Origin of the sequence: Lentzea sp. (assembly GCF_036380075.1) — a bacterium.
GTDB lineage: Bacteria > Actinomycetota > Actinomycetes > Mycobacteriales > Pseudonocardiaceae > Lentzea.
In genome coordinates, this window is sequence record NZ_DASVFL010000039.1 from 1 (window position 1) to 22,126 (window position 22,126).

The 22,126-nt window shown below is 70.4% G+C and carries 26 protein-coding genes; 13 read left to right on the forward strand and 13 right to left on the reverse strand.

All coding sequences use genetic code 11. The features are described 5' to 3' along the window. On the forward strand, positions 1-1,319 hold a 1,319-nt coding region (cobJ, locus tag VF330_RS05120), incomplete at its 5' end, for a precorrin-3B C(17)-methyltransferase (RefSeq protein ID WP_330850319.1). Here cobJ and VF330_RS05125 read toward each other — a convergent pair. Genes VF330_RS05125 through VF330_RS05150 form a run of 6 tightly spaced genes read right to left on the reverse strand, consistent with a single transcriptional unit; the run spans position 1,291 to position 7,112 of the window. After that, positions 1,291-1,992, reverse strand: a complete 702-nt coding sequence (locus VF330_RS05125; protein WP_330850320.1) for a cobalt-precorrin-6A reductase — start codon at positions 1,990-1,992, stop codon at positions 1,291-1,293. The two genes, cobJ and VF330_RS05125, sit on opposite strands and share 29 nt — an antisense overlap. Next, the gene (cobM, locus tag VF330_RS05130) at positions 1,989-2,729 is read right to left on the reverse strand and encodes a precorrin-4 C(11)-methyltransferase (protein ID WP_330850321.1); all 741 of its coding nucleotides are present in this window, start codon (positions 2,727-2,729) and stop codon (positions 1,989-1,991) included. The genes VF330_RS05125 and cobM overlap by 4 nt, the downstream gene beginning before the upstream one ends. Then, positions 2,726-3,871, reverse strand: a complete 1,146-nt coding sequence (gene cbiE, locus VF330_RS05135; protein ID WP_330850322.1) for a precorrin-6y C5,15-methyltransferase (decarboxylating) subunit CbiE — start codon at positions 3,869-3,871, stop codon at positions 2,726-2,728. The genes cobM and cbiE overlap by 4 nt, the downstream gene beginning before the upstream one ends. Next, complete coding sequence (locus VF330_RS05140) at positions 3,852-4,241, reverse strand: TIGR03618 family F420-dependent PPOX class oxidoreductase (protein WP_414675339.1); 390 nt, start codon at positions 4,239-4,241, stop codon at positions 3,852-3,854. The genes cbiE and VF330_RS05140 overlap by 20 nt, the downstream gene beginning before the upstream one ends. A gap of 37 nt (positions 4,242-4,278) precedes the next feature. Beyond that, a complete protein-coding gene (locus tag VF330_RS05145) occupies positions 4,279-4,755 on the reverse strand; it encodes a hypothetical protein (RefSeq protein ID WP_330850324.1) in 477 nt (158 codons plus the stop codon). 53 nt (positions 4,756-4,808) lie between these two features. Beyond that, entirely contained in the window at positions 4,809-7,112 is a 2,304-nt protein-coding gene (locus VF330_RS05150; RefSeq protein WP_330850325.1) for a chitobiase/beta-hexosaminidase C-terminal domain-containing protein, read from the reverse strand. 150 nt (positions 7,113-7,262) lie between these two features. Between VF330_RS05150 and VF330_RS05155 the strand changes: the two genes are divergently transcribed. Both VF330_RS05155 and VF330_RS05160 read left to right on the forward strand, forming a co-directional pair. Then, positions 7,263-8,102, forward strand: a complete 840-nt coding sequence (locus VF330_RS05155) for a helix-turn-helix transcriptional regulator (protein WP_330850326.1) — start codon at positions 7,263-7,265, stop codon at positions 8,100-8,102. Then, entirely contained in the window at positions 8,077-8,259 is a 183-nt protein-coding gene (locus VF330_RS05160; RefSeq protein ID WP_330850327.1) for a DUF397 domain-containing protein, read from the forward strand. Before VF330_RS05155 ends, VF330_RS05160 begins: the two co-directional genes overlap by 26 nt. Here the strand turns inward: VF330_RS05160 and VF330_RS05165 are convergent. Genes VF330_RS05165 through VF330_RS05180 form a run of 4 tightly spaced genes read right to left on the reverse strand, consistent with a single transcriptional unit; the run spans position 8,237 to position 12,376 of the window. After that, on the reverse strand, positions 8,237-9,901 hold the full coding sequence (locus VF330_RS05165; protein WP_330850328.1) for a PAS domain-containing protein: 1,665 nt from the start codon (positions 9,899-9,901) through the stop codon (positions 8,237-8,239). The two genes, VF330_RS05160 and VF330_RS05165, sit on opposite strands and share 23 nt — an antisense overlap. Before the next feature lies 1 nt (position 9,902). Beyond that, entirely contained in the window at positions 9,903-10,661 is a 759-nt protein-coding gene (locus VF330_RS05170; protein WP_414675340.1) for an amino acid ABC transporter ATP-binding protein, read from the reverse strand. After that, positions 10,648-11,481 carry an amino acid ABC transporter permease gene (locus VF330_RS05175; protein WP_330850330.1) on the reverse strand — a complete coding sequence of 278 codons (834 nt, stop codon included), beginning with the start codon at positions 11,479-11,481 and terminating at the stop codon, positions 10,648-10,650. Before VF330_RS05175 ends, VF330_RS05170 begins: the two co-directional genes overlap by 14 nt. After that, positions 11,471-12,376 (reverse strand): ABC transporter substrate-binding protein, encoded by a 906-nt coding sequence (locus VF330_RS05180; RefSeq protein ID WP_330850331.1) that lies wholly within the window; start codon positions 12,374-12,376, stop codon positions 11,471-11,473. The genes VF330_RS05175 and VF330_RS05180 overlap by 11 nt, the downstream gene beginning before the upstream one ends. 163 nt (positions 12,377-12,539) lie before the next feature. On the opposite strand from VF330_RS05180, the gene trxA reads away from it, so the two are divergent. The 7 genes from trxA to VF330_RS05215 all read left to right on the forward strand — a co-directional run bounded on the left by trxA (position 12,540) and on the right by VF330_RS05215 (position 16,200). Then, positions 12,540-12,911, forward strand: a complete 372-nt coding sequence (trxA, locus tag VF330_RS05185; RefSeq protein ID WP_330850332.1) for a thioredoxin — start codon at positions 12,540-12,542, stop codon at positions 12,909-12,911. A 49-nt stretch (positions 12,912-12,960) separates the two neighbouring features. Continuing rightward, positions 12,961-13,350, forward strand: a complete 390-nt coding sequence (locus VF330_RS05190; protein WP_330850333.1) for a phage holin family protein — start codon at positions 12,961-12,963, stop codon at positions 13,348-13,350. Continuing rightward, positions 13,347-13,634 (forward strand): DUF3618 domain-containing protein, encoded by a 288-nt coding sequence (locus tag VF330_RS05195; RefSeq protein ID WP_330850334.1) that lies wholly within the window; start codon positions 13,347-13,349, stop codon positions 13,632-13,634. Before VF330_RS05190 ends, VF330_RS05195 begins: the two co-directional genes overlap by 4 nt. Then, on the forward strand, positions 13,631-13,900 hold the full coding sequence (locus VF330_RS05200; RefSeq protein WP_330850335.1) for a DUF4235 domain-containing protein: 270 nt from the start codon (positions 13,631-13,633) through the stop codon (positions 13,898-13,900). The genes VF330_RS05195 and VF330_RS05200 overlap by 4 nt, the downstream gene beginning before the upstream one ends. A 79-nt stretch (positions 13,901-13,979) precedes the next feature. Next, complete coding sequence (locus VF330_RS05205) at positions 13,980-14,498, forward strand: VOC family protein (protein ID WP_330850336.1); 519 nt, start codon at positions 13,980-13,982, stop codon at positions 14,496-14,498. Between the two features lie 14 nt (positions 14,499-14,512). After that, a complete protein-coding gene (locus VF330_RS05210; RefSeq protein WP_330850337.1) occupies positions 14,513-15,601 on the forward strand; it encodes an S-(hydroxymethyl)mycothiol dehydrogenase in 1,089 nt (362 codons plus the stop codon). Continuing rightward, entirely contained in the window at positions 15,601-16,200 is a 600-nt protein-coding gene (locus VF330_RS05215; protein ID WP_330850338.1) for an MBL fold metallo-hydrolase, read from the forward strand. Before VF330_RS05210 ends, VF330_RS05215 begins: the two co-directional genes overlap by 1 nt. Positions 16,201-16,206: 6 nt before the next feature. Here the strand turns inward: VF330_RS05215 and VF330_RS05220 are convergent, their stop codons facing one another. Continuing rightward, positions 16,207-16,965, reverse strand: coding sequence for an enoyl-CoA hydratase/isomerase family protein (locus VF330_RS05220; RefSeq protein WP_330850339.1), 759 nt, complete (start codon positions 16,963-16,965; stop codon positions 16,207-16,209). Between the two features lie 102 nt (positions 16,966-17,067). On the opposite strand from VF330_RS05220, the gene VF330_RS05225 reads away from it, so the two are divergent. Both VF330_RS05225 and VF330_RS05230 read left to right on the forward strand, forming a co-directional pair. Beyond that, positions 17,068-18,036: a DUF2332 family protein gene (locus tag VF330_RS05225; RefSeq protein WP_330850340.1), complete on the forward strand. Its 969-nt coding sequence runs from the start codon at positions 17,068-17,070 to the stop codon at positions 18,034-18,036. A 376-nt stretch (positions 18,037-18,412) separates the two neighbouring features. Further along, complete coding sequence (locus VF330_RS05230) at positions 18,413-19,615, forward strand: hypothetical protein (protein ID WP_330850341.1); 1,203 nt, start codon at positions 18,413-18,415, stop codon at positions 19,613-19,615. 69 nt (positions 19,616-19,684) lie between these two features. Here the strand turns inward: VF330_RS05230 and VF330_RS05235 are convergent, their stop codons facing one another. After that, a complete protein-coding gene (locus VF330_RS05235) occupies positions 19,685-20,422 on the reverse strand; it encodes an SDR family oxidoreductase (protein ID WP_330850342.1) in 738 nt (245 codons plus the stop codon). Between the two features lie 68 nt (positions 20,423-20,490). Between VF330_RS05235 and VF330_RS05240 the strand changes: the two genes are divergently transcribed. Next, complete coding sequence (locus tag VF330_RS05240; RefSeq protein ID WP_330850343.1) at positions 20,491-21,276, forward strand: helix-turn-helix transcriptional regulator; 786 nt, start codon at positions 20,491-20,493, stop codon at positions 21,274-21,276. 4 nt (positions 21,277-21,280) lie between these two features. Here the strand turns inward: VF330_RS05240 and VF330_RS05245 are convergent, their stop codons facing one another. Then, positions 21,281-22,096: an esterase/lipase family protein gene (locus VF330_RS05245; protein WP_330850344.1), complete on the reverse strand. Its 816-nt coding sequence runs from the start codon at positions 22,094-22,096 to the stop codon at positions 21,281-21,283. Positions 22,097-22,126: the final 30 nt, after the last annotated feature.

Here is a 22,126-nt window from a genome sequence, read left to right on the forward strand (position 1 = left end):
AGACCATCGCGGAGCCGTACTTCCGCGAGGGCCAGGTCGTCGAGCAGCTCGTCTACCCGGTCACCACCGAGGACACCGACGACTACCAGGGCGAGATCGACGCCTTCTACGAGCAGGCCGCCGCCCGGCTGGCCGCGCACCTCGACGCGGGACGCGACGTCGTCGTTCTCGCCGCGGGCGACCCGTTCTTCTACGGCTCGTACATGCACATGCACAAGCGGCTCGCCGACCGGTACGAGTGGGAGGTCGTGCCCGGCGTGACGTCCGTGAGCGGGGCGTCCGCGGTGCTGGGCACCCCGCTCGTCGAACGCGACGAGGTCCTCACGATCCTGCCCGGCACGTTGCCGCGCGCCGAGCTCGCGAGCCGCCTCGCCGACACCGACTCTGCCGCGATCCTCAAGCTGGGCCGCACGTTCGGCAACGTCCGGGCGGCGCTGGAGGACGCGGGCAGGCTCGACGGCGCCTGGTACGTCGAGCGCGCGACCTCACGGCGGCAGAAGATGCTGCCGCTCGCCGACGTCGACCCCGACACCGTGCCGTACTTCTCGATCGCCGTGCTGCCCAGCGGGTCCAAGCCGGCCTTGCCGAAGGGCGAGGTCGTCGTCGTGGGCCTCGGTCCCGGTTCGCGCGACTGGCTCACGCCCGAGGCGCGGCAGGAGCTCGAAGCCGCCGACGAGCTGGTCGGCTACTCGACCTACCTCGACCGCGTCCCCGAACGTCCCGGCCAGCGGCGCCACTCGTCCCACAACCAGGTCGAGTCGGAACGCGCCGCCTTCGCACTGGACCTGGCCCGCCGCGGCGCGCGGGTGGCCGTGGTGTCGTCGGGTGATCCCGGCGTCTTCGCGATGGCGACGGCCGTGCTGGAGGTCGCGGCGGAGACGCCGGACGTGCCCGTGCGGGTCGTCCCCGGTGTCACGGCCGCGAACGCCGTGGCGGCCAAGGCCGGCGCGCCGCTCGGGCACGACTACGCGGTGATCTCGTTGAGCGACCGGCTCAAGCCGTGGGACGTGATCTCCGAACGCCTGAGCGCCACCGCCAGGGCGGACCTGGTGATCGCGATCTACAACCCGGCGTCCAAGGCGCGCACGCACCAGGTCGCGGACATGCGCGACCTGCTGTTGCAGCACCGGAAGCCGGAGACGCCGGTGGTCGTCGGACGGGACGTCGGCGGCCCGGAGGAGGAGATCCGGGTGCTGACGCTCGGCGCTCTCGACCCGGCCACGATCGACATGCGCTGCCTGCTGATCATCGGCTCGTCGCAGACGGTCGTGACCGGTGCGGGCGTGGTGTTCACGCCCCGGCGGTACCCAACCACCTGACGGCGGCGTCGACGTCGGCCACCACGTCCGCGGGCGGGAGCGGTGGCCGGCGCACGACCACGACGGGAACTCCCAGCCGCCGTGCGGCTTCCAGCTTGGCCGAGGTCATGTGGCCGCCGCTGTCCTTGGTGACCAGGACGTCGACGCGGTGCCGCCGCATCAGCTCCAGCTCACCGTCCACTGTGAACGGACCGCGCGACAGCAGGACCTCGATGCGTTGCGGCATCGGCGGTTCCGGCGGTTCGACCATGCGGGCCAGGAACCACTGCGGGCACGCGGCGAACTCCGCGAGGTCCTGCCGCCCGGTCGTCAGGAACACCCTGGAGCCCGGGAGCCGGCCGGCGGCTTCGGCGACGCTGTCCACCCAGTGCCAGCCGGGCTGCGGCGTGAACCCGGGCCGGCGCAGGACGAGCAGCGGCACACCGACCCGCCGGCAGGCCTCGAAGGCGTTCGCGGTGATCCGGCGGGCGAACGGGTGCGTGGCGTCGACCACGGCGGTGATCCCGTTGTCCCGCAACCACCGCGCGAGCCCGTCGACCCCGCCGAAGCCGCCGACCCGGACCTCTCCTTCGGGGAGCGCGGGGTTGCTCACGCGTCCGGCCAGCGACGACACGGCGGGAACCCGGGACGCCAGCTCGCGCGCCTCCCCCGTCCCGCCGAGGATGAGGATCATCGGACGCGCGTGGCCGAGTACAGGTGGCTGTCCGGGAACTGCGTGGCCCCGAGCGTCCGTCCGACGACGATCACGGCGGTCCGCCTGATCCCGGCGGCCTGGACCTGCGCGGCGATGTCGTCCAGCGTGCCGCGCAGCACGACCTCGTCCTCGCGCGACGCGTACGCGACCACGGCGACCGGGCAGTCGGGTCCGTAGTTCGGCACGAGCTCGGCGACGACCTCGGAGATCCGCTGCACGGCGAGGTGCAGGACGAGCGTGGCGCGGCTGCGGCCCAGCGTGTCCAGGTCCTCGCCGGGCGGCATCGGCGTGGCGCGCTGCGACGTCCGCGTGAGGATCACCGTCTGCCCCACGCCGGGAACGGTCAGCTCGCGCCGCAACGACGCCGCGGCGGCCGCGAACGCCGGCACACCGGGCGTGACGTCGTAGTCGATGCCCAGCGCGTCGAGGCGGCGCATCTGCTCGGCCATCGCGCTGAACACCGCCGGGTCCCCGGAGTGCAGCCGGGCGACGTCCTGTCCCCGCTCGGAGGCCGCCACGAGCTCGGCGACGATCTCGTCGAGCGTCAGCGACGCGGTGTCGACCTTGCGCGCCCCGTCCGGGCAGAAGTCCAGCAGCTCCACGGGCACCAGCGCGCCCGCGTACAGGCACACCGGCGACGACTCGATGAGCGAGCGGCCGCGCACCGTGATCAGGTCGGCGGCGCCGGGACCGGCCCCGATGAAGTGCACGGTCACTTCGTCACGCTCCACGTCGTCACGGGCATGTGCGGCCGCCAGCCGGTGAACCCGCCGACCGCCGATCCCCTGTTCACCGCGATGCGCACCAGGTCGCCGCCCAGCCGCGCGTACCACTGCGCCACCACGGCCTCGGACTCCAGCGTCACGGCGTTCACGACGAGCCGCCCGCCGGACGGCAGCGCGTCCCAGCAGGCCTGCACGACACCCGGCGCGGTGAGCCCGCCGCCGATGAAGATCGCGTCGGGTTTCTCCAGCGGTTCCAGCACTTCCGGTGCCCGTCCGATGTGGACCTGCACGCCGGGCACGCCGAGCTCCGCGGCGTTGCGCACGATCCGTCCTGCCCGCTCGGCCGACTGCTCGACGGCGATCGCGCGGCACGTCGGGTGCGTCCGCGCCCACTCGATCGCGATGGACCCGGACCCGGCACCGACGTCCCACAGCAGCTGTCCCGGCAGCGGCGCCAGTCTCGACAGGGAAATCGCCCGCACCTCGCGCTTCGTCAGCTGGCCATCGGTCTCGTAGGCGTCGTCGGGCAGCCCCGGCACGCGGGACAGCGCCTCCCCGGCGTACTCCACGGCGATGACGCACAACGGGTCCGCGGTCTGCCCGGCCCACTCGTAGACCCGCTCGGCGGGCCCGCCGAGCTGCTCCAGCACGGTGACCGGCCCGGCGATGCCGGCGACGGTCTCCGGGTCGCCGCCCAGCACGAGCACGCGCCGTCCGGGGCTGAGAGCGGCCCGCAGCAGGTCGGGAGAACGCCCGACCAGCGACACGACCTCGACCTCGTTCAACGCCCACCCGAGCCGTGCCGCCGCCAGCGACACCGACGAGGGGTGCGGGATGACGGTGACCCTCGGCCCGAGCAACCGGACCAGCGTCGTGCCGATGCCGTGGAACATGGGGTCGCCGGACGCGAGCACGCACACGTCGCGGTGCTTGCCGAACAGCTCCGGCAACGCCGGGACCAGCGGCGACGGCCACACGACCCGCTCGAACTCCCCCGGCACCAGGTCGAGCTGCCGCCGCGACCCCATCAGGACCTTCGCGTTCCCGACGGCTCGCTGGGCGGCCGGTGACAACCCGTCCCAGCCGTCGGCGCCGATGCCGACGACGACTACGTCAGACGCTTCCGCTGACACGCTTCACCTGGATCTCGATCACCACGCGTGTCGGGTTCACCCGCGGCTGCCTGTAGCGCGCCGCGTACCGCCGCTCGGCGTCCGCGACGGACTCCGGGTCGTCCTTGACCACGGCCGGCCCCTCCAGCGTGGACCAGCGCCGACCGTCCACCTGGCACACCGCGGCGTACCCGGCCTTGCGGACGTGCTTGACCTTCCACGACGCGCCGTCGGTGATGATCCGCGCGACACCGGCCTCCAGGTCGAGCGCGACCCCGACCGGCACCACCTGCACGGTGCCGTCTGGACGCGCGGTGGAGAGCGTGCACAGGTGCCGCTCAGCCCAGAACTCGGCGAACTCGGCGCCACGGTCGATCGACATGCCACGCATCATGCAATGCGGGGCGCGGGGAAACGAAATCAGCCCTTCACCACCGGGCGAACCGCGGCTGGTTCAGGGCGGGCGAGTCCTGCCGGTACGGCATCACCGCCCAGCCCTCGCCGGTGCCGAGGAACCACGCGCCTCCCGGCGGATCGGCGGGCATCGTGCCGTCCAGCAGGGCCACGAACCCGTCGGCCACCTCGAGGACCCGTCCGACTTCGACGTGGTCCTTCCCGGTCCGGGTGAAGTCCCACGGCACGTCACCGGCCTCGGCGGCACGCAGCCGCGCTCCCGTGGCCACCTCCAGCAGCAGACGCGCGCGGTCCACGGGCAGTTCGGGCAGGACCTCGCCCAGGTCGGGGCACTCCAGGACGCCCCGCCAGTCCTCGGCGAGCCCGGTCAGCCACGGGTCCGGCGCCACGCGCCCGGTCTCGTCCACCAGGTAGGTCAGCCAGACGGCGAAGGCGTCGTCCAGCACCCAGAAACCCCGGTCGCCCACCGACACCGTCGTCGTCCTGCTCACCCGGAGAAGGGTACGGCCCGCCACCGGGGGTGGCGGGCCGCTTCCTCAACGCCTCACGGGTAGTTGACGACGTTCACCGGGACGGTTCCCGGCGGCGTCACCGCACCGACGTTGTTCACCACGTGGGTGATCGTTCCCTGGTAGTTGAGCGAGACGGTCAGCAGGTTGTGCAGCCTCACGCCGGACCGGTTGGGCACCTCGAACGCGTTCTCGGCGCGCACCGACGGGTTGACGTTGAAGAAGCAGTAGCTGCCGAGACCCCACGCCTCGTGGTTCTGGACGTTGTCGCCGACCTTGTAGGCGGCGTAGCCGGCCTGCCCGTTCGGCCTGTTCCAGGTCGCCTGGTTCGGCACGTCGTACGGCATCTCGTTCTGGAAGAAGATGGTCCGCCCGCGTTCGCCGTTCCAGATCACCTGGTACTTCTGGTAGTGCTCGACGAACAGGCCGGTGGCCAGCACGTCGTTGCCGTTCACGACCAGGCCGGTGTCACCGATGGCCTCGTTCCAGCCCCAGGTGCCGGCGTTGCCGTGGTCGGCGCGCCAGATCCAGGTGTGGTCGATGATCGTGTTGTTGCTGTTGACGACCAGGCTGTTCGTCGCCTTGCCCGCGACCGCGCCGCCGACGCGGAAGAACACGTCCTGCAGCGTCGTCGGGTTGGAGGCGTGCGACGCCGACGAGCCGGACGGGCCGACGGTCAGCAGCGACGGGGACAGGGTCGTGCCCGCGTCGAACAGGATGCCCTTGATCCGCACGCCGTCGACGTCGGCCACCTGCATGGCGGTGACGCCGTTCTGCGGCACGATCGTCGCGTAGCCGATGCCGAGCACGACGGTGTTCGGCCGCGTGACGTTGATCGTCTGGTTGACGTTGTAGATGCCGGGCGTGAAGAACAGGTTGCAGCCCTGGGCCAGTGCCGCGTTGATCGTCGAGGCCGTGTCACCGGACTTGACGACGTAGAACTGGTTCATCGGCAGCGAGGTGCCGGGCGTGCCGCCGTTGACCCATGACGCACCGGAGGCGTTGGTGCGCAACGAGGGCAGGAAGACCCGGTACGCGCCGTTCTCGAAGTAGAGGTAGGGCACGTCGCGCGAGATCGGCGTCGTCGCCAGGTTGGTCGACGGCGGGTTCGGGAACGTGTTGCCGGACGCGCCGGGCGTTCCGGAGAACACCATGTTCCACACGCCACCGGCCCAGCCGCCGTTGTAGTTGGAGTCGCGCGTGTACCACTGCTGCTGCGAGACCGACGCCGTCTGACCGGACACGCGGGTGTCGGCCGTGTAGCCACCGGACGCGAAACCGTAGGACGCCGGGTAGAGCGCCAGGTTGCCGCGGATGTCCATGCGGCGGAACGGCGCGGCCTGCGCGACGGCCCAGCGGTTGGTTCCGCTGCTGGGGTTGACGGCCATGTTCTCGGCGCTGCGCCAGAAGTTCTGCAGCGCCACGCCCTTGTCGGACTCGTTGAACGCGTCCACGGTGATGTCGCCGTTGATCACGACGTCACCGGGGTTGCGGCCGAGACCGGAGACGGACGTGTAGTAGCCGACGTCGTCGTGCACGTTGTACGTGCCCGGCTTGAACAGGTGCGCGACCCGGCGGGGCGCCATCTGCGCGGTCAGCGTGTCCTTCTGGTTGTTGAAGTCCGTGTCGAGCTGCGCCTGGATCGACTGCGCCGACATGCCGGGGTCGAAGACGCGCGTGTTCGGCCCGAAGTTGGGGTTGTCCGACTGGACGCACCCCTGCGTCGTGCCGATCGTGTAGGTCGCGCTGCCGACGGACGAGTTCGCCAGGCCGGACTTGGTGGCGATGGCGTTGACCGTCCGGCTGCTGGGCACGGAGATCGGCCCGCTGTAGACCGGGGAGCTCGTCGTGGGCGTCGAACCGTCCACTGTGTACCGGATCGTCGCACCGCTGGTGGAGGTGGAGATCGTCACGGTCTGCCCGGACGAGTACGCGCCACCGGGCGGGTTGAAGGTCGGCGTCGCGACCGGCGCCTGCGTGCTGCCGTGCGTGTAGGTGAAGTGCGGGGTGTCGTACTGCGGCCCGCTCTTCTCGTAGGTGAACCAGTACTCGACCTGCGTCCCCGACGACAGCGACCCGACGGTCTTCTGCCACGTGCCGGAGTTGTTGGTCATGCGGAAGTTCTGCTGGTTCACACCCGAGACCAGGTAGTGAACGTCGACGTACAGGGCAGGGGTGGTCGGCGTGAAGTTGATCCTCGCCTGAGTGGAGTCCAGCGCCGTCACGCTCTGCGTGTAGTCATCGGCCGCGGAGGCGACGGAGGACGACGCGAATGACGACAGGGCAATCGCCGTGGCGGCCAGACCGGCCAGCCATCTCACCTTTGAGAGCGCTCTCACAGCTTGAACGGTAAACACGATGTGACGTGGAAGGGAAGAGGCAAGTTGCGGGAAAGTAACTGGACTCGACCGGTACGCGAACCGGCTTGGGCACCGTTTTCACCCGAACGAGCGGCGGCTTGAAGCTCTTGCAAGTCATAGCTTCGGCGCATGAGTGCATCCACCGCCTACAGCAGGGACCTGGGCGACGAGCTGCGCCGGTTGCGGGAGACCTGCACCGGGCTGAGCGGCAACCGGCTCGCGCTGAAGTTGGGCTGGGACCCGAGCAAGGTGTCGACTATCGAGCACGGGAAGGCTCGGGCGAGCGAGATCGACCTCGTCCAGTACCTGTCGATGTGCGGGAAGGACGTCGACTTCGTGATGGAGTTCCGGCGCCGGTACCGGTACGCGTTCGACGAGTACCGGGTGCAGGTCTCGGGCAATCTCCGCACGATGGCGATGGCGGAGGCGACCGCCACGGCGATCACGAGTTACGACACGTTGGCGATGCCGGGCCTGTTGCAGTCACCGGAGTACGCCGACGGCATCTACCGGATGACTGGGCTGGTCGCCGAGGAACGCATTCCGAACCTCGTCCAGTACCGGATCGAGCGCCAAGCGATCCTGCGACGGCACGACCGGCCGACTTGCTTGTTCTACGTCCATGAGCACGTGCTGGAGAGGCAGGTCGGCGATGGTGAGGTCATGAGGAATCAGTACGCCCGCCTCCTGCACAGGACACACGCCATTCGGATCGTGCCCAGGGACGCGCCCGTCGTCGCTTCCAGCTTCGTGCTCTGGGAGTTCGAGAAGGCGCGCTCGCTCGTTTTCAGCGAAGCCATCCTGGCCAACGTCTTCGTGGAGGATCCAGGTGCAATCGCGCGCACCAGGCTCTTCTTCCACCGCCTGGATGAGGTCGCCTTGAGTGCGGAACAATCGCGGGACAAGCTGGCCGAGTACGCCGGCCGACCGCGAGAGGGACTTGATGACTCAGGACCGCACCTGGCATAAGAGCAGCTACAGCGGCGGGGCCGAGGACAGCAACTGCGTCGAGGTCTCGCTCGCCCACAACGCGCTGGTCCGGGACTCGAAGAACGCGAGCGGCGACGTCCTCGCGTTCTCCTCCCCCGCCTGGGCCGCCCTGCTCAGGTCCCTCTGTTCTCGTTGAGGTAGTTGTAGATCGTGTACCGGGTGACCTCCAGGACCCCGGCCAGGTGGTCGACCGAGTCGCGGATCAGGAAGAACCCCGCCTCGTCCAGCACCCTCACGACCTGCGACTTGTGCACCTTCTTCATCAGCTCGACCGGCACCCCGACGTCGGCGATGGCCTTCTCAACCAGCACCCGCTGCAACGTGTCCACGTCCTGGGGAAACGACTCGACGGGCCCGGACGCCTCGTGGGCGGCGAGCTTGTTGACGCACAGGCAGCCCACGGCGACACCGGCGGCGTCACGCACGAAGGTGGTCGACGACCAGATCGCGCGGCCGTCCGGCGCGTAAGTCTCGTAGCCGGGCATGTCGGTGGTCGTGCCGCGGCGGACGAGCCCCAGCAGCAGGTCGGTCATCGGGCCGCCCACCTGGCGACCCGTGAGAGACCCCGCGATCGCGATGATCGAGTTCGGCAGCCGGGACAGGTCGTGCACCACGACCTCGGTGTCCGGGCCCAGAGCGGACGCCAGCGAGTCGACGGTGGGCACCAGGGCCGACAGGGCGGCCGGAACCGGCGAGGAGGAAGAGCCCGACAGCGACTTCAGGGCGGCGCGGACGCGTTCCAGCGTGCCGCGTGAAGTGGAGGCGTGCGGCGACAGGCGGACGTGCTCGGGGCGGACGGTCGCGGTGATGCCGAAGGCGTTCAGAGCCTCGCCGACCACCGAGGCGGCCTCGGGCATGGTGAACGCGAGGATGCCGGCTCGGCGGTCGCGTGCGGAGACGATCTCGCCTCCGCACGACAGGACGATCTCCTCCAGCTCGGCCACCAGCGCGCTCACGGCGGAGTCCAGCGAGGGAACTCCCGCCAGCTCCACCAGTTCGAGGGCCTCGGCGAAGGCGCCGGACACGACCGGGGACAAGTTGGTGATGTTCCAGGAGGCGGCGTCGGGGGCGGCGGCGTGCACCGCGTTGTCGAACAGGCCCGCGTCGACCGCGCCGGTCCACCCCGACAGGACGGGCGACAGCCTCTCCAGAGCGCGGTCGGACAAGACGACGAAGCCGGTGCTCCAGCCCGCCCGCAGCCACTTCTGGCCGCCGACCACCAGCACGTCGGCGAGCTCCCACGGTTCGTCGACGACGCCGAAGCCCTGGATGCCGTCGACGACCAGCAGGCGGTCGCCGACGGCCTCGCGCAGCGCCGCGAGGTCCGCGCGGTAGCCGGTGCGGAAGTCCACGGCGGACACCGACAGCGCCGAGACGTCAGGACCCAAACCGGTGACCACCGCGGCCGGAGTCACCGGACCGTCCAGCACGACCGACGGCAGACCCGCCCGCACCCACGGGTAGGTGTTGGACGGGAACTCCGACGCCGAGTACATGACCGTGCCGGACAGGCCGAAGGCCGCCTGGAACAGGCCGACCGACGTGTTCGGCACGAGCGCCACGTGGTCGGTGTCCGAGCGGCACAACCGCGCCACGGCGGCCTTCACGCGTTGTTCCTCGCGCATCAGCGTGTCCACTGTGGAGGGACCGGCGAGGGAGGCCTGCTCCATCAGCCGCGCGGTCGCCGTCACCACGGGCAGCGACGGCGGGCCGAAGCGGGCGAAGTCGAGATACCCCTCCGGCTCGCGGAACTGGGAGAGGTACGAGGCGTCGATCAACTCAGAGCACCTTTGCGAGGAACTGGCGTGTGCGCGGCTGCTGCGGATTGTCCAGCACGTCGGACGGGCTGCCGGTCTCCACCACCGCGCCGTCGACGAGGAACACCACGCGGTCGGCGACCGAGCGGGCGAAGCCGATCTCGTGGGTGACCACGATCATCGTCATGCCGTCGCGGGCCAGCGAGGTCATCACGTCGAGCACCTCGCCGACCAGCTCCGGGTCCAACGCGGACGTGGGCTCGTCGAACAGCATCAGCTTCGGTTTCATCGCCAGGGCGCGGGCGATCGCGACACGCTGCTGCTGGCCTCCCGACAGCTGGGCCGGGTAGGCATCGGCCTTCTCGGCCAGTCCCACCCGCTCCAGCAGCGCCATCGCCTCCGCGCGCACCTCGGCGCGGCCCCGGCCGAGCACCTGGACCGGGCCCTCCATGACGTTCTCCAGCGCCGTGCGATGCGGGAAGAGGTTGAACCGCTGGAACACCATGCCGACGTCGCGGCGCTGGTGGGCGGCCTCCCGTTCGCGCAGCTCGTGGAGCTTGCCGCCGGCGGAGCGGAACCCGACCGGCACGCCGTCGACCCAGATGCGGCCGGCGTCGATGGTCTCCAGGTGGTTGACGCACCTGAGAAAAGTGCTCTTGCCCGCGCCCGACGGCCCGAGCAGGCACACGACCTCGCCGCGCTCCACCTCCAGGTCGATGCCCTGGAGCACCTCGGTGTGGCCGAACGACTTGCGGACACCGATCGCCTCAACGAGGGCCATACGCACGCTCCAGGTAGTGCTGCCCGATCGACGCGATCGAGACCATCACGAGGTACCAGGCCGCCGCGGCGAACAGGGTCTCCATGATCTCCAGGTTGCGCGACGAGATGTTGTTCGCGGCGTGGATGAGCTCCAGGAAGGCGATCACCGACGCCATCGAGGTGCCCTTGATCATGTTGATGAAGTTGTTGCCGGTCGGCGGGATGATCACGCGCATCGCCTGCGGCAGGACCACCCGGCGCAGCGTCGTCAGCGGTGTCATGCCGATCGACTTCGCCGCCTCGGTCTGGCCGGCGTCGACGCTGCTCAGGCCCGCGCGGACGATCTCGGCCATGTAGGCGCTCTCGTTGAGCCCCAGGCCGAGCAACGCCGCAACGAACGCCGTCATGACCACGTTGGTGGGCACCGAGAACAGCATCGGGATGCTGATGTTCTGGAACACCAGCGCGAGGTTGAACCAGATCAGGATCTGCAGCAGCACCGGCAGGCCGCGGAACAGCCAGATGTAGCCGACCGCGAACCACCGCGCGACGGGGTTCGCCGAGAGCCTCATCAGCGCCACCACGACACCGAGCACGATCGCGCCGCCCTGGGCGGCGACGGCGAGCACGATGGTGTTGACCACGCCTTCGAGCATCGCGGGGTGCGTGAAGAACCCCGGCACGTCCTCCCACTGGATCTGCGCCTCGGCCATCGCCCAGCCGAGGCCCGCGAGGACGAGGAGGATCACCGCGCCGCTGACCCACCGCCAGGGGTGGCTCAGCGGGACGACGACGAGCTCGTCCCGCCGGACCTCGCCGGTCTGAAGATCACTTGCCATTGATCGCGGCCTTGGTGATCGCACCCTGCTTGATGTCCCAGGTGGTGAGGATCTTCTCGTAGGTGCCGTCGTCGATCAGCGACTGCAGCGCGCCCTTGATCGCCTCGGACAGCTTGGCGTTCTTCTTGTTCACGCCGATGCCGTACGGGCCGCCGTTGATCGGCGCGAGCGGCACGACCTCGAAGTACTGGCCGTCACCGGCGGTCTTCGAGACGTAGACGGCGGTCGGCAGGTCGTTCAGGATCGCGGCGACGCGGCCGGTGCGCAGCTGGTTCTGGTTGCCGGTGTCGCTGTCGGTGACGCTGAGCTGGACCTCGGGCTTGCCCGCTGCCTTGCACTTCTCGCTCTGCTCCTTGGCGAACTGCTCCTGCGAGCTGCCGAGGTTGACCGCGATCCCCTTGCCGCACAGGTCGTCGACCGACTTGACGCCCTGCGGGTTGCCCTTCTGCACCATGATCGTGATGCCGGAGGTGAAGTAGTCGACGAAGTCGATCTTCTGCTGGCGCTCGGCGGTGTCGTTCATCGCGGCCATCGTCACGTCGACGCGACCGGTCTCGAGGCTGGTGATCAGCGAGCTGAACGCCATGTCGCTGTGCTCGGCGGTGAGCCCGAGCTTCGCGGAGATCGCCTTGACCAGGTCGACCTCCGACCCGAGCGGCGTCTTGCCGTCCTGGTCGTAGAAGTTGTTCGGCGGGTTCTGGATGTTCGACCCCACCCGCAGCTTGCCGGCCGAGGCGATCTCGGGCGGCAGCAGCGCGGCGAGCGCGTCGTCCTTCTTGACCGCGCCCAGGTCGGACGAGGGCGGCGTGGACGTCTGCGAGCTGGTGTCGGACGTGGACCCGCAGGCGGCGAGCCCCAGGACGAGCAGCGAGGTCACGAGCAGGCGCGGCTTCATGGCGGGGACCGTACAACGCTCAGTTGAAGACGTCCACAAAAAGTTGAACAGAACTTTTCGGACGTGTCGGAACGGTCGCGGGGCGTGACCGGGGGCACGCGGGGGAATTCCGCCGCCGCCCGCTTCGTTGACGGGAGAGCACCGGCAAACGAGGAGGACACACATGGCGACGGTCGAGCTGACCACGGAGAACTTCGACGAGGTGGTCGGCGGTTCCGGCATCGTCCTGGTCGACTTCTGGGCCGAGTGGTGCGGTCCGTGCCGCGCCTTCGGGCCCACGTACGAGGCCGCGTCCGCCAAGAACGAGGACATCACGTTCGGCAAGGTCGACACGGAGGCGCAGCAGGAGCTCGCTGCCACGTTCGGCATCCGGTCCATCCCCACGCTGATGATCGTGCGCGAGGGTGTCGTGCTGTTCTCGCAGCCGGGCGCGCTGCCCGCGCCGGCTCTCGACGACCTGATCGAGCAGGCGCGCAAGGTGGACATGGACGAGGTCCACGCCAAGGTCGCCGAGGCACAGGCCCAGCAGGGCTGATCGGCGCAAGGGCTGATTGGCTCAACCCGACTCGGGGTAAACGACGTGCATGAACACCGACACGTCGACCGCGCAGCTGGTGAGCCAGCTGTCCGAGCAGGTGAGCAGGCTCGCGCGCGATGAGATCCGTCTCGCCGTCGCCGAGCTGAAGGACAAGGGCAAGCACGCCGGCGTCGGCGCCGGGATGTTCGGCGCGGCCGGCGTGTTCGCGTGGTGGGGCGGGCTCAGCGTCGTCGCGGGCCTGATCCTGCTGCTGGCGCTCGTAGTTCCGCCGTGGGCGGCCGCGTTGATCGTCGCGGCCGCCCTTCTGCTGTTCGCGGGCGTCTTCGCCCTCGTCGGCAAGGGCCAGGTGAAGCAGGCCGCTCCGCCGGTGCCGCGGCAGGCGATGGACAACGTGCAGCGCGACATCGCGACGATCAAGGAGAGTGCGCACCGATGACCGACCCCAGGGAGCAGCTCCAGCGCGACGTCGAGCGCACCCGCCGCGAGCTGGGTGAGACCGTGGAAGCGCTGGCGCACAAGGTCGACGTGCCCGGCCGCGTCAAGGAGCAGGCGCACGAGACGGTCGTGCGGATGACCGCGGCGACCAACCAGGCGATCGACTCGCTGCCGACCCCCGTGGCCGCGCAGGTCGAGAAGGCCCGCCGGCACCCCGCGGCCATCGCCGCCGTGCTGGTCGCGCTCATCGCCGCCATCTGGGCGATCACGAGGAGGAACGCGTGAAGATCCTGTACCGCCCACTGGGCATGCTGGTCGGCGCGCTGGGAGGGTTCCTCGCGACCGCGATCTTCGGCCAGATCTGGAAGCTGATCGCGGGCGACAAGGAAGCACCGAGCGCGACCATGCGCAACCGCGCCTGGAGCGAGGTGCTGCTCGCCGCGGCACTGCAGGGCGCGATCTTCGGCCTGGTCAAGGCCGCGATCGACCGCGGTGGCGCCAAGGGCTTCCAGAAGCTCACCGGCGAGTGGCCCGGCGACGAGGAAGACTGACGACGAACTCGAGAAGCCCGGCCGGAGCGGCCGGGCTTCTGGTCCTGCGAACGTTTGAACCCTCAACTACTCTGCTGGCATGCCACAGCCAGAGGGTGCCGAGCTCGAAGCCATCAGGGCCAAGCGCGAAGAGCTGCGCGAACGCTACGTGAAGCCGCTCGCCGAACGAGGTGGTTCGCCCACCCGCGGCGTGCACCACATCGCGTTGATCTGCAAGGACGTCGAGGAGACGATCCGGTTCTACCAGGAGTTCCTCGGCTTCCCGCTGGTGGAGCTCGTCGAGAACCGCGACTACCGCGGCTCCAGCCACTTCTTCTTCGACCTCGGGGCCAAGAACCTGCTGGGGTTCTTCGACTTCCCCGGCCACGACCACCCGGACTTCTCCGAGACGATCGGCGCGGTGCAGCACCTCGCGCTGTCGACCTCCCCCGAGCGGTTCGACGAGATCAAGGGCAAGCTCGACGCCGCCGGGATCGACTACCTGGGGCCCGACCGGGGCGTCGAGGACAGCCTGTACATCCGCGACCCCAACGGTGTAGGGATTGAGTTCTACCGGGAAGTCCTCGGCGAGTTCGAAGGCACGACGCTGATCAAGTGAGAACTGGAGTCGCAGTGGCGCAAGAGGTCAAGGGCATCGTCGCCCGGGGCAAGGGTCAACCCGTCGAACTGACCTCGGTGCTGGTGCCCGATCCCGGACCGGGCGAGGCCGTGGTGAAGGTCCAGGCGTGCGGTGTCTGCCACACCGACCTGCACTACCGCGAGGGCGGCATCAACGACGACTTCCCGTTCCTGCTGGGACACGAGGCCGCGGGTGTCGTCGAGTCGGTCGGCGAGGGCGTCACCGACCTGGCACCCGGCGACTTCGTCGTGCTGAACTGGCGCGCGGTGTGCGGCACGTGCCGTGCCTGCCGGCGCGGCAAGCCCTGGTACTGCTTCTCGACGTTCAACGCCTCGCAGCCGATGACGTTGACGGACGGCACGAAGCTCTCGCCCGCGCTGGGCATCGGCGCGTTCGCGGAGAAGACGCTCGTCCACTCCGGACAGTGCACGAAGGTCGACCCGACGGCCCGCGCGGCCGCCGTCGGCCTGCTGGGCTGCGGTGTGATGGCCGGCGTCGGCGCGGCCGTGAACACCGGTGGTGTCACGCGCGGCGACTCGGTGGCCGTGATCGGCTGCGGCGGTGTCGGCGACGGCGCCATCGCGGGTGCCCGCATCGCCGGCGCCGGGAAGATCATCGCCGTGGACACCGACCCGCGGAAGCTGGAGTGGGCCAAGGGTTTCGGCGCCACGCACACGATCAACGCCCGCGAGGTCGACGACGTCGTGACGGCGATCCAGGACCTGACGGACTCGTTCGGCGCGGACGTCGTGATCGACGCGGTCGGCCGCCCGGAGACGTGGAAGCAGGCGTTCTACGCCCGCGACCTCGCCGGAACCGTTGTCCTGGTGGGTGTTCCGACGCCGGACATGAAGCTCGAGATGCCGCTGATCGACTTCTTCTCGCGCGGCGGCGCGCTCAAGTCCTCGTGGTACGGCGACTGCCTGCCCTCGCGCGACTTCCCGATGCTCGTCGACCTGTACCAGCAGGGCCGCTTCGACCTCGAGGCGTTCGTCACCGAGGAGATCCCCCTCGACGGTGTCGAGGGAGCGTTCGAGAAGATGCACCACGGCGACGTGCTGCGCTCGGTCGTGGTGTTCTGATGGCACTGCGGGTCGACCACACCGTCACGTCCGGCACGTTCTCGCTCGACGGCGAGACGTTCGACGTCGACAACAACGTGTGGGTCATCGGCGACGACAGCGAATGCGTCGTCATCGACGCACCGCACTCCGTCGACGACATCCTGAAGGTCGTGGACGGACGCCGTGTCGTCGCGATCCTCCTGACCCACGCGCACGACGACCACGTCCGCGTCGCTCCGGACCTGGCGCACGCGACGGACGCGCCGATGGCGTTGCACCAGGCCGACCACGTGGTCTGGTCGTTGACGCACACGGGCATGATCCCGCACCAGGCGCTGGAGGACGGCCAGGTGCTCACGGTCGCCGGCGAGGAGATCCACGTGCTGCACACGCCGGGCCACTCGCCCGGCGCCGTGTGCTTCTACGTGCCGTCTCTGGGTGCGGTGTTCACCGGCGACACGCTGTTCCAGGGCGGGCCGGGCGCGACCGGCCGGTCGTTCTCGGACCGCCCGACGATCGAGCAGTCGATCCGGGAGAAGCTGCTGACGCTCCCGAAGGAGACCGTGGTGCACACCGGGCACGGCCCGGACACCACGATCGCCGACGAGGTGTTCTAGAAACCGCTAGAACCGCGGAGGCCGCTTCTCCAGGAACGCCGACACGCCCTCGGCGTAGTCGGCGCTGGAGGCGGCCTCCGCGTACAGCGCCCGCACGAAGTCGTCCTCGTGGCCGCCGTCGGTGATCGAGCCGACGATCGTCTTCGCGCCCCGCACCGACACCTGCGCCCGTCCGGCGATCTGCTCCGCCAGCTCCCGCACGCGGGCGTCGAGGGAGTCCACGACCTCGTTGACGAGACCGATCCGCAGCGCCGTGGAGGCGTCGATCAGGTCCGCCGAGAACAGGATCTGCTTCGCCCACGCCGGGCCGACCACGTCGACGAGCTGCTTGGTGGACGTGAAGTTGTAGACGATGCCGAGCTTCGCGGGCGTGATGCCGAAGCGCGCGTCCGGCGAGGCCACCCGGATGTCGCACGCGAGGGCGATCTCACAGCCGCCGCCGACGCAGAACCCCGAGATCGCCGCGATCGTCGGTTTCTCCAGCCGCACGATCGCGCGCTCGCCCTCGTGCACGGCCTCGCCGTAGTGGGCGGCCCCGGCGGCACCGCGGCGCAGCGTCGAGAACTCGGCGATGTCGGCACCGGCGGAGAAGTGCGCCCCGCCCCGGACGACGAGAACCCGGATGCTCTCATCTGCGGAAACCCGGTCCATCAGGCCGGGCAGGGCGGACCACATGTCGTAGCTCATGGCGTTGCGCTTGGCCGGGCGGTTGATCGTCAACGTGGCGACCGGACCGGCCGCGGACAGCTCCAGGAACTCGCTCACAGGCCGCACGATACCGACGGACCGGGCCGGTGCATGTGGTCTCACATGGTTCACCGGCGTTCACGTGCTTGTAAGGTTCCGGTGCCGGTGAGGGGAGGCAACGTGACGGCGGCGAGCATCGGCGCTTCCACCCTTCGCACTTTCTCCGCGCGGTTGCGCACCACCGCGCCGGTCTCCGCGCGGATCCTGTCCGAGCTCGCGGGCGAGCTGGACCGCGGCGGGGCGGTGGCCGACCTGCTGTGTTCCCACAGCGCGGTGCACAGCCCGTTGTTCGGCATCCAGACGCTCGCGGGCGTGCGGATGCTGATGCTGTCGGGCAAGGCCCCGGAGCTGAGCAGGCGGTTCACCAGCGCGCACGCCGCGGCGATGGCCGGCGAGTCGGACTCGGCGGCGCTGCTCGCCTGGCTCGCGGCGCGCACCGCGATCGTCGAGAACGCGGGCGACGTCCTGGCGGCGCTGGACCGGACGGTGCAGCAGCACCAGCCCAAGACGGCGGGGTTCCTGCTGCGCGGCCTCACGATGATCGGGGCGCAGCGGGTGCGGCTGCTGGAGCTGGGGGCGTGCGCGGGGCTGAACCTGATCCTCGACCGGTACCGGTGGTTCGGGCTCGGCTGGGAGTGGGGCGAGAAGGACTCCCCCGTCCGCCTGGCCGCCGCCGGCCCGCGGCCGCCGAACCTGGAGATCGTCGGCAGGGCCGGGTGCGACCTCCAGCCGCGCGACCCCGCGGACCCCAAGCACGCGATGATCCTGCACTCGTTCATCCCGCCTGAGCACGACTCGCTGCGCTGGGACCTCGACGACGCCATCGAGCTCGCGACGAAGGTCGGGGTGCGGGTCGACCGCTCCCCCGCCGGGCGGTGGCTGCGCGAGAACCTCGTTCCGCCCGACGACGGCGACGTGCACACGGTGGTCTGGCACAGCTCGTTCTGGCCGTACCTGACCGAGGACGAGCGCAACGAGATCGAGACGACGCTGACCGCGGCGGCGGGTTCCATGCCGCTCTCGCGCGTCGCCTACGAGTCGACGGATTTTCGCTCGAACCCCCGGCTGACGGTCACCATCTACAACTAGCGCGCGCCGTCGTCGAAGCGCGAACTCCTCACCCCGAAACGCTTTCACGACCGGTGACCGGTGCCTGCGGGTGACCGGTCATCCGATCAAGCGACCCCTGACGGAGGTGGATCTCCCTCGCCGAGTGGTCGTCGTGATCAGCGCAGGTGAACCGCTTGTCGCTCGATCAGCTGGCAGGTGCCCGCGATGTTTTCGGCCTTTCGGCGAGGTTACTCCAGACGGCGCAACCCGGTGTTCCCCCGACGGAAGGACGGTTTCCCCTTCAGGACACCGGGTGCGGCGGCAGGCGGGACCTGCGGACCGGACGCCGAAGTGCTCCGGAACGTGGACGAACCGGACGGCCGCACGGGAAGACGCTTCGCGTGAAAGGAAGAGCATGCGCAAGAACGTCAAAACAGGCCTCCTGGCCGCGGCCGTGGCCGGTGGCCTCGTGCTGGCCGGCGGTCCGTCCGCCAGTGCCGACACCGGCGCGTTCCAGCCGTTCCGGACAGCGGGTGCGGGACATCTGATGTCCGCCGAGCTGTTCGGCTACTACGCCGCGACCTCAGCGGTGGCCGGGAACGGCGCGACCTCCGGTCACGGTGGTCACGCCGTCAGCCACGCCACCGCGACGTCCGGGAACACCGGCCACTCCGGCGAATCCGGTGACACCGGCGGCAACGACGCCCACGTGCTGTGCGTGTACGCCGAGTGCGTGACCGGCACCGGCTCGGGCCACTCCGGTTCCACCTCGACGGGCGACTCCGGTGACGCCTCCACCCACAGCTCCACCACCGGCGGCGACACCGGCATGGGCGGCAACGGCGGAAACGCCGACGCCACAACGACGACCTGGTCCGACACGGAGATCGAGCCCGACGCGGAAGCGGACAAGGGCACGGACCGTCCCCAGGGCGACACCGACACCGATGCCGAGACCACCGCGACAGCCGGCAACGGCGGCCCCTCGGGCAACGGCGGCCACGCCGTGAGCGTCGACGACGCCGTCTCCGGCAACACCGGTTTCTCCGGTGACTCCGGCGACACGGGTGACAACGACGCCTGGGTGATGTGCGTGCACGCCACCTGCACGACCGGCACCGGCTCCGGCCACTCCGGCAGCACGGCCACGGGGGACTCCGGCGACGCCGGCACCGACAGCACCACCACCGGCGGCTCCACGGGCAACGGCGGTAACGGCGGAGATGCCGTTGCGACAACGGAAACCTCGGCGGAGGTCGAGTCGGACGGCACCACCTACGGCGACACCGACACCGACGTCACGACGACCGCGGCGGCCGGCGACGGCGCGCCCTCGGGCAACGGCGGCCACGCCGTCAGCGCGAACACCGCCACCTCCGGGAACACCGGCCACTCCGGCGCTTCCGGTGACACCGGCGGCAACGACGCCTGGGTGATGTGCGTGTACAGCACCTGCCTGGCGGGCACCGGTTCCGGTCACTCCGGCGCCACGTCCACGGGCGACTCCGGTGACGCGGCCGACTACAGCGCCACCACCGGTGGCAGCACGGGCAACGGCGGCAACGGTGGCGACGCCGACGCGTGGACGACGACCACGACCGAGGTGGAGGGCGACTGACCGGCTGACTTGTCACGGGAACGGGCGGTGACCGGAACCCCGGTCGCCGCCCGTTCCCGTTGGCACGACTCAGCTCTGGGCGGTCGGCCGCACGACGACCTCGTTCACGTCGACGCCCGCCGGCTGCTCCAGGGCGAACGCGACGGCGCGCGCGATCGACTCCGGCGGTATCGCGATCTCGTCGCGCAGACCGGAGATGCGCGCCCGCAGGTCGTCGTTGCTCGACGCCTCCGCGAACCCGGTGTGCACGAAGCCGGGGAACACCGTGGTGACGCGCAGGAACGGTCCCGCCTCCTGGCGCAGGCCCTCGCAGATCGCCCGGACGGCGACCTTGGTGCCCGCGTAGACCGCCATGCCCGGCGCGACGGTGAACGCCGCGGTGGAGGCGGTGGTGACGAAGTGCCCCGACCCCTGCTCCCGGAACACGGGCAGCGCGGCCGCGATGCCGTGCAGCACGCCCTTGACGTTCACGTCGACCATCTCGTCCCACTCGTCGACCCGCAGGTCGTCGAGCGGCGAGATCGGGCCCGCCCCGGCGTTGCCGACGAGGACGTCGAGCCGGCCGAACCGCTCCCGTGCCAACGCCACCAGCGCGTGCAGGTCCTCCCTGCGGGTCACGTCGGTGCGGGTGTGCACGGCCGTGCCGCCCGCGTCCTCGATCCTGGCGACCAGGTCCGCGAGGCGCTCCTCCCGGCGGGCCCCGAGCACGAGCCGCGCGCCCTGCCGCGCGAGCAGCAGAGCGGTCGCCTCGCCGATCCCGCTGCTCGCCCCGGTGATCGCCACGACCTTGCCGTTGTTCTCAGCCATGACTCCAGCCTGCGACCCGCTCAGCCTGGTATCCAGAGTCGCCTTATTCTGGTACTGGAGGTGCCGGCATGAGCGACCCGACCAGCCGCAGGCACGAGCTGGGCCTGTTCCTGCGCAGCCGCCGCGAACGGCTCACCCCGGCCGAGGCCGGTCTGCCGCGCACATCCCGGCGGCGCACGCCGGGGCTGCGCCGGGAGGAGCTCGCGGTGCTCGCCGGCATCAGCGCCACCTGGTACACGTACCTGGAGCAGGGCCGTGACGTCCAGGCGTCCGACCAGGTGCTCGGGGCGCTCGCCACCGCGCTCGGGCTCGACCGGCCCGAGGAGGACCACCTGTTCCGGCTCGCCGGCCGCACCAGGGAGCACCCGGCCGCCCCCGAGCCGCTGGCCGCCGAGATCGCCGCCGTGCCGGGGCTCCTGCACCCGAACCCGGCGTACGTCATCAACGCCACCTACGACGTCCTCGCGCACAACGAGGCCGCGGCGGAGCTGTTCGGGGACCTCATCGGCACGACGCTGAACTTCGTGCGCTGGACGTTCACGGCCGAGGAGGCGCGGCACGTGGTGGTGGACTGGGAGCCGGAGGCGCGCGGCCTGCTGGCCCGGCTGCGTTCGCTGGCCGGCCGGCACCCCGGCGACGCGCGGTTCACCCGGCTGGTCGACGAGCTGCACGAGACGAGCCGCGAGGTGCGCGCCTGGTGGCCCCACCACGAGGTGCAGGCGCAGCGGCTGGCGGGGCGGAAACGCTTGCGGCACCCCGTTCTCGGGGCGCTCGACTACGCCTTCACGGCGTTCCACCCGGCCGAGCAGCCCGAGCAGACCCTGGTGATCTACTCGGACCCGCGGCCGTGCTGACCGCTCACGCGGCGCGCGGGTAGAGCCGCGCCATCCCCGGTGGTGCGGCGAAGGGCACCCACGTGCCCTCGGCCTGCGCCAGCCGGTCGGCCACCACCCACAGCACGGTGGCGTTGAAGCCGTAGCCCAGGTGCGACGACGAGACCTGGACGCTCTCGCGCCGCGGCCCCGGTTCCTCGACGCACGACTCCCACGACACGATGCCGTCCGTCTTGGAGTAGACCGACGTGGCGGGCACCGGGATCGGCGGCCGCGTCGCCTCCGGCGGCGGGAACTCCTCGCGCGGGATGTGCAGGCGGGACAGCAGCGCGAACGCCGGCATCGCCCGCGACTGCACGGGATCGCTCATGTTGTAGGGCGACCCGAGCGTGATCACCTGGCGCACGCGGTGCGGGTGGTCGCGCGCCATCTCGCGCGCGAAGATCCCGCCCAGCGACCAGCCCACAATGGACACCGGACCGCCGTGCTCGTCGGACACCTTCTTCACCAGCGCATGCATGCCGTCGACCGCGCGGCGCGTCGGGCCGATGTTCGTGCCGAGTCCCCAGCGGTGCACCTGGTAGCCGAGTCCGGACAGGAACCGGCGCAGCATCACCGTGGACGGGTCCGCGGCGCCGAGGCCCGGGAACACGAGCACGGGGTGGCCGTCACCGGAGGGCGCACCGCGCAGCATCGACCGGGTGGCGACGAACTCGCCGACGTCCAGGGCGCAGCGGGTGGGTTCGGTGAGGTACCAGAAGAGTCCGGGAGCGCTGCCTCTGACGAGGCGCAGGGGCGAAGCGGCAGCTTCGAGAGCTTCGTCCGAAGGTACGGCGGACATACGAGCCTCCCCACACGTCGACAACCCCGA

Coding starts and splice junctions, on each gene's coding strand:
- VF330_RS05125 (WP_330850320.1), bottom strand. CDS start 1,992: ATGATCCTCATCCTCGGCGGGACGGGGGAGGCGCGCGAGCTGGCGTCC.
- VF330_RS05140 (WP_414675339.1), bottom strand. CDS start 4,241: ATGCGTGGCATGTCGATCGACCGTGGCGCCGAGTTCGCCGAGTTCTGG.
- VF330_RS05155 (WP_330850326.1), top strand. CDS start 7,263: ATGAGTGCATCCACCGCCTACAGCAGGGACCTGGGCGACGAGCTGCGC.
- VF330_RS05160 (WP_330850327.1), top strand. CDS start 8,077: ATGACTCAGGACCGCACCTGGCATAAGAGCAGCTACAGCGGCGGGGCC.
- VF330_RS05170 (WP_414675340.1), bottom strand. CDS start 10,661: ATGGCCCTCGTTGAGGCGATCGGTGTCCGCAAGTCGTTCGGCCACACC.
- VF330_RS05175 (WP_330850330.1), bottom strand. CDS start 11,481: ATGGCAAGTGATCTTCAGACCGGCGAGGTCCGGCGGGACGAGCTCGTC.
- VF330_RS05180 (WP_330850331.1), bottom strand. CDS start 12,376: ATGAAGCCGCGCCTGCTCGTGACCTCGCTGCTCGTCCTGGGGCTCGCC.
- trxA (WP_330850332.1), top strand. CDS start 12,540: ATGGCGACGGTCGAGCTGACCACGGAGAACTTCGACGAGGTGGTCGGC.
- VF330_RS05190 (WP_330850333.1), top strand. CDS start 12,961: ATGAACACCGACACGTCGACCGCGCAGCTGGTGAGCCAGCTGTCCGAG.
- VF330_RS05195 (WP_330850334.1), top strand. CDS start 13,347: ATGACCGACCCCAGGGAGCAGCTCCAGCGCGACGTCGAGCGCACCCGC.
- VF330_RS05205 (WP_330850336.1), top strand. CDS start 13,980: ATGCCACAGCCAGAGGGTGCCGAGCTCGAAGCCATCAGGGCCAAGCGC.
- VF330_RS05215 (WP_330850338.1), top strand. CDS start 15,601: ATGGCACTGCGGGTCGACCACACCGTCACGTCCGGCACGTTCTCGCTC.
- VF330_RS05230 (WP_330850341.1), top strand. CDS start 18,413: ATGCGCAAGAACGTCAAAACAGGCCTCCTGGCCGCGGCCGTGGCCGGT.
- VF330_RS05235 (WP_330850342.1), bottom strand. CDS start 20,422: ATGGCTGAGAACAACGGCAAGGTCGTGGCGATCACCGGGGCGAGCAGC.
- VF330_RS05240 (WP_330850343.1), top strand. CDS start 20,491: ATGAGCGACCCGACCAGCCGCAGGCACGAGCTGGGCCTGTTCCTGCGC.
- VF330_RS05245 (WP_330850344.1), bottom strand. CDS start 22,096: ATGTCCGCCGTACCTTCGGACGAAGCTCTCGAAGCTGCCGCTTCGCCC.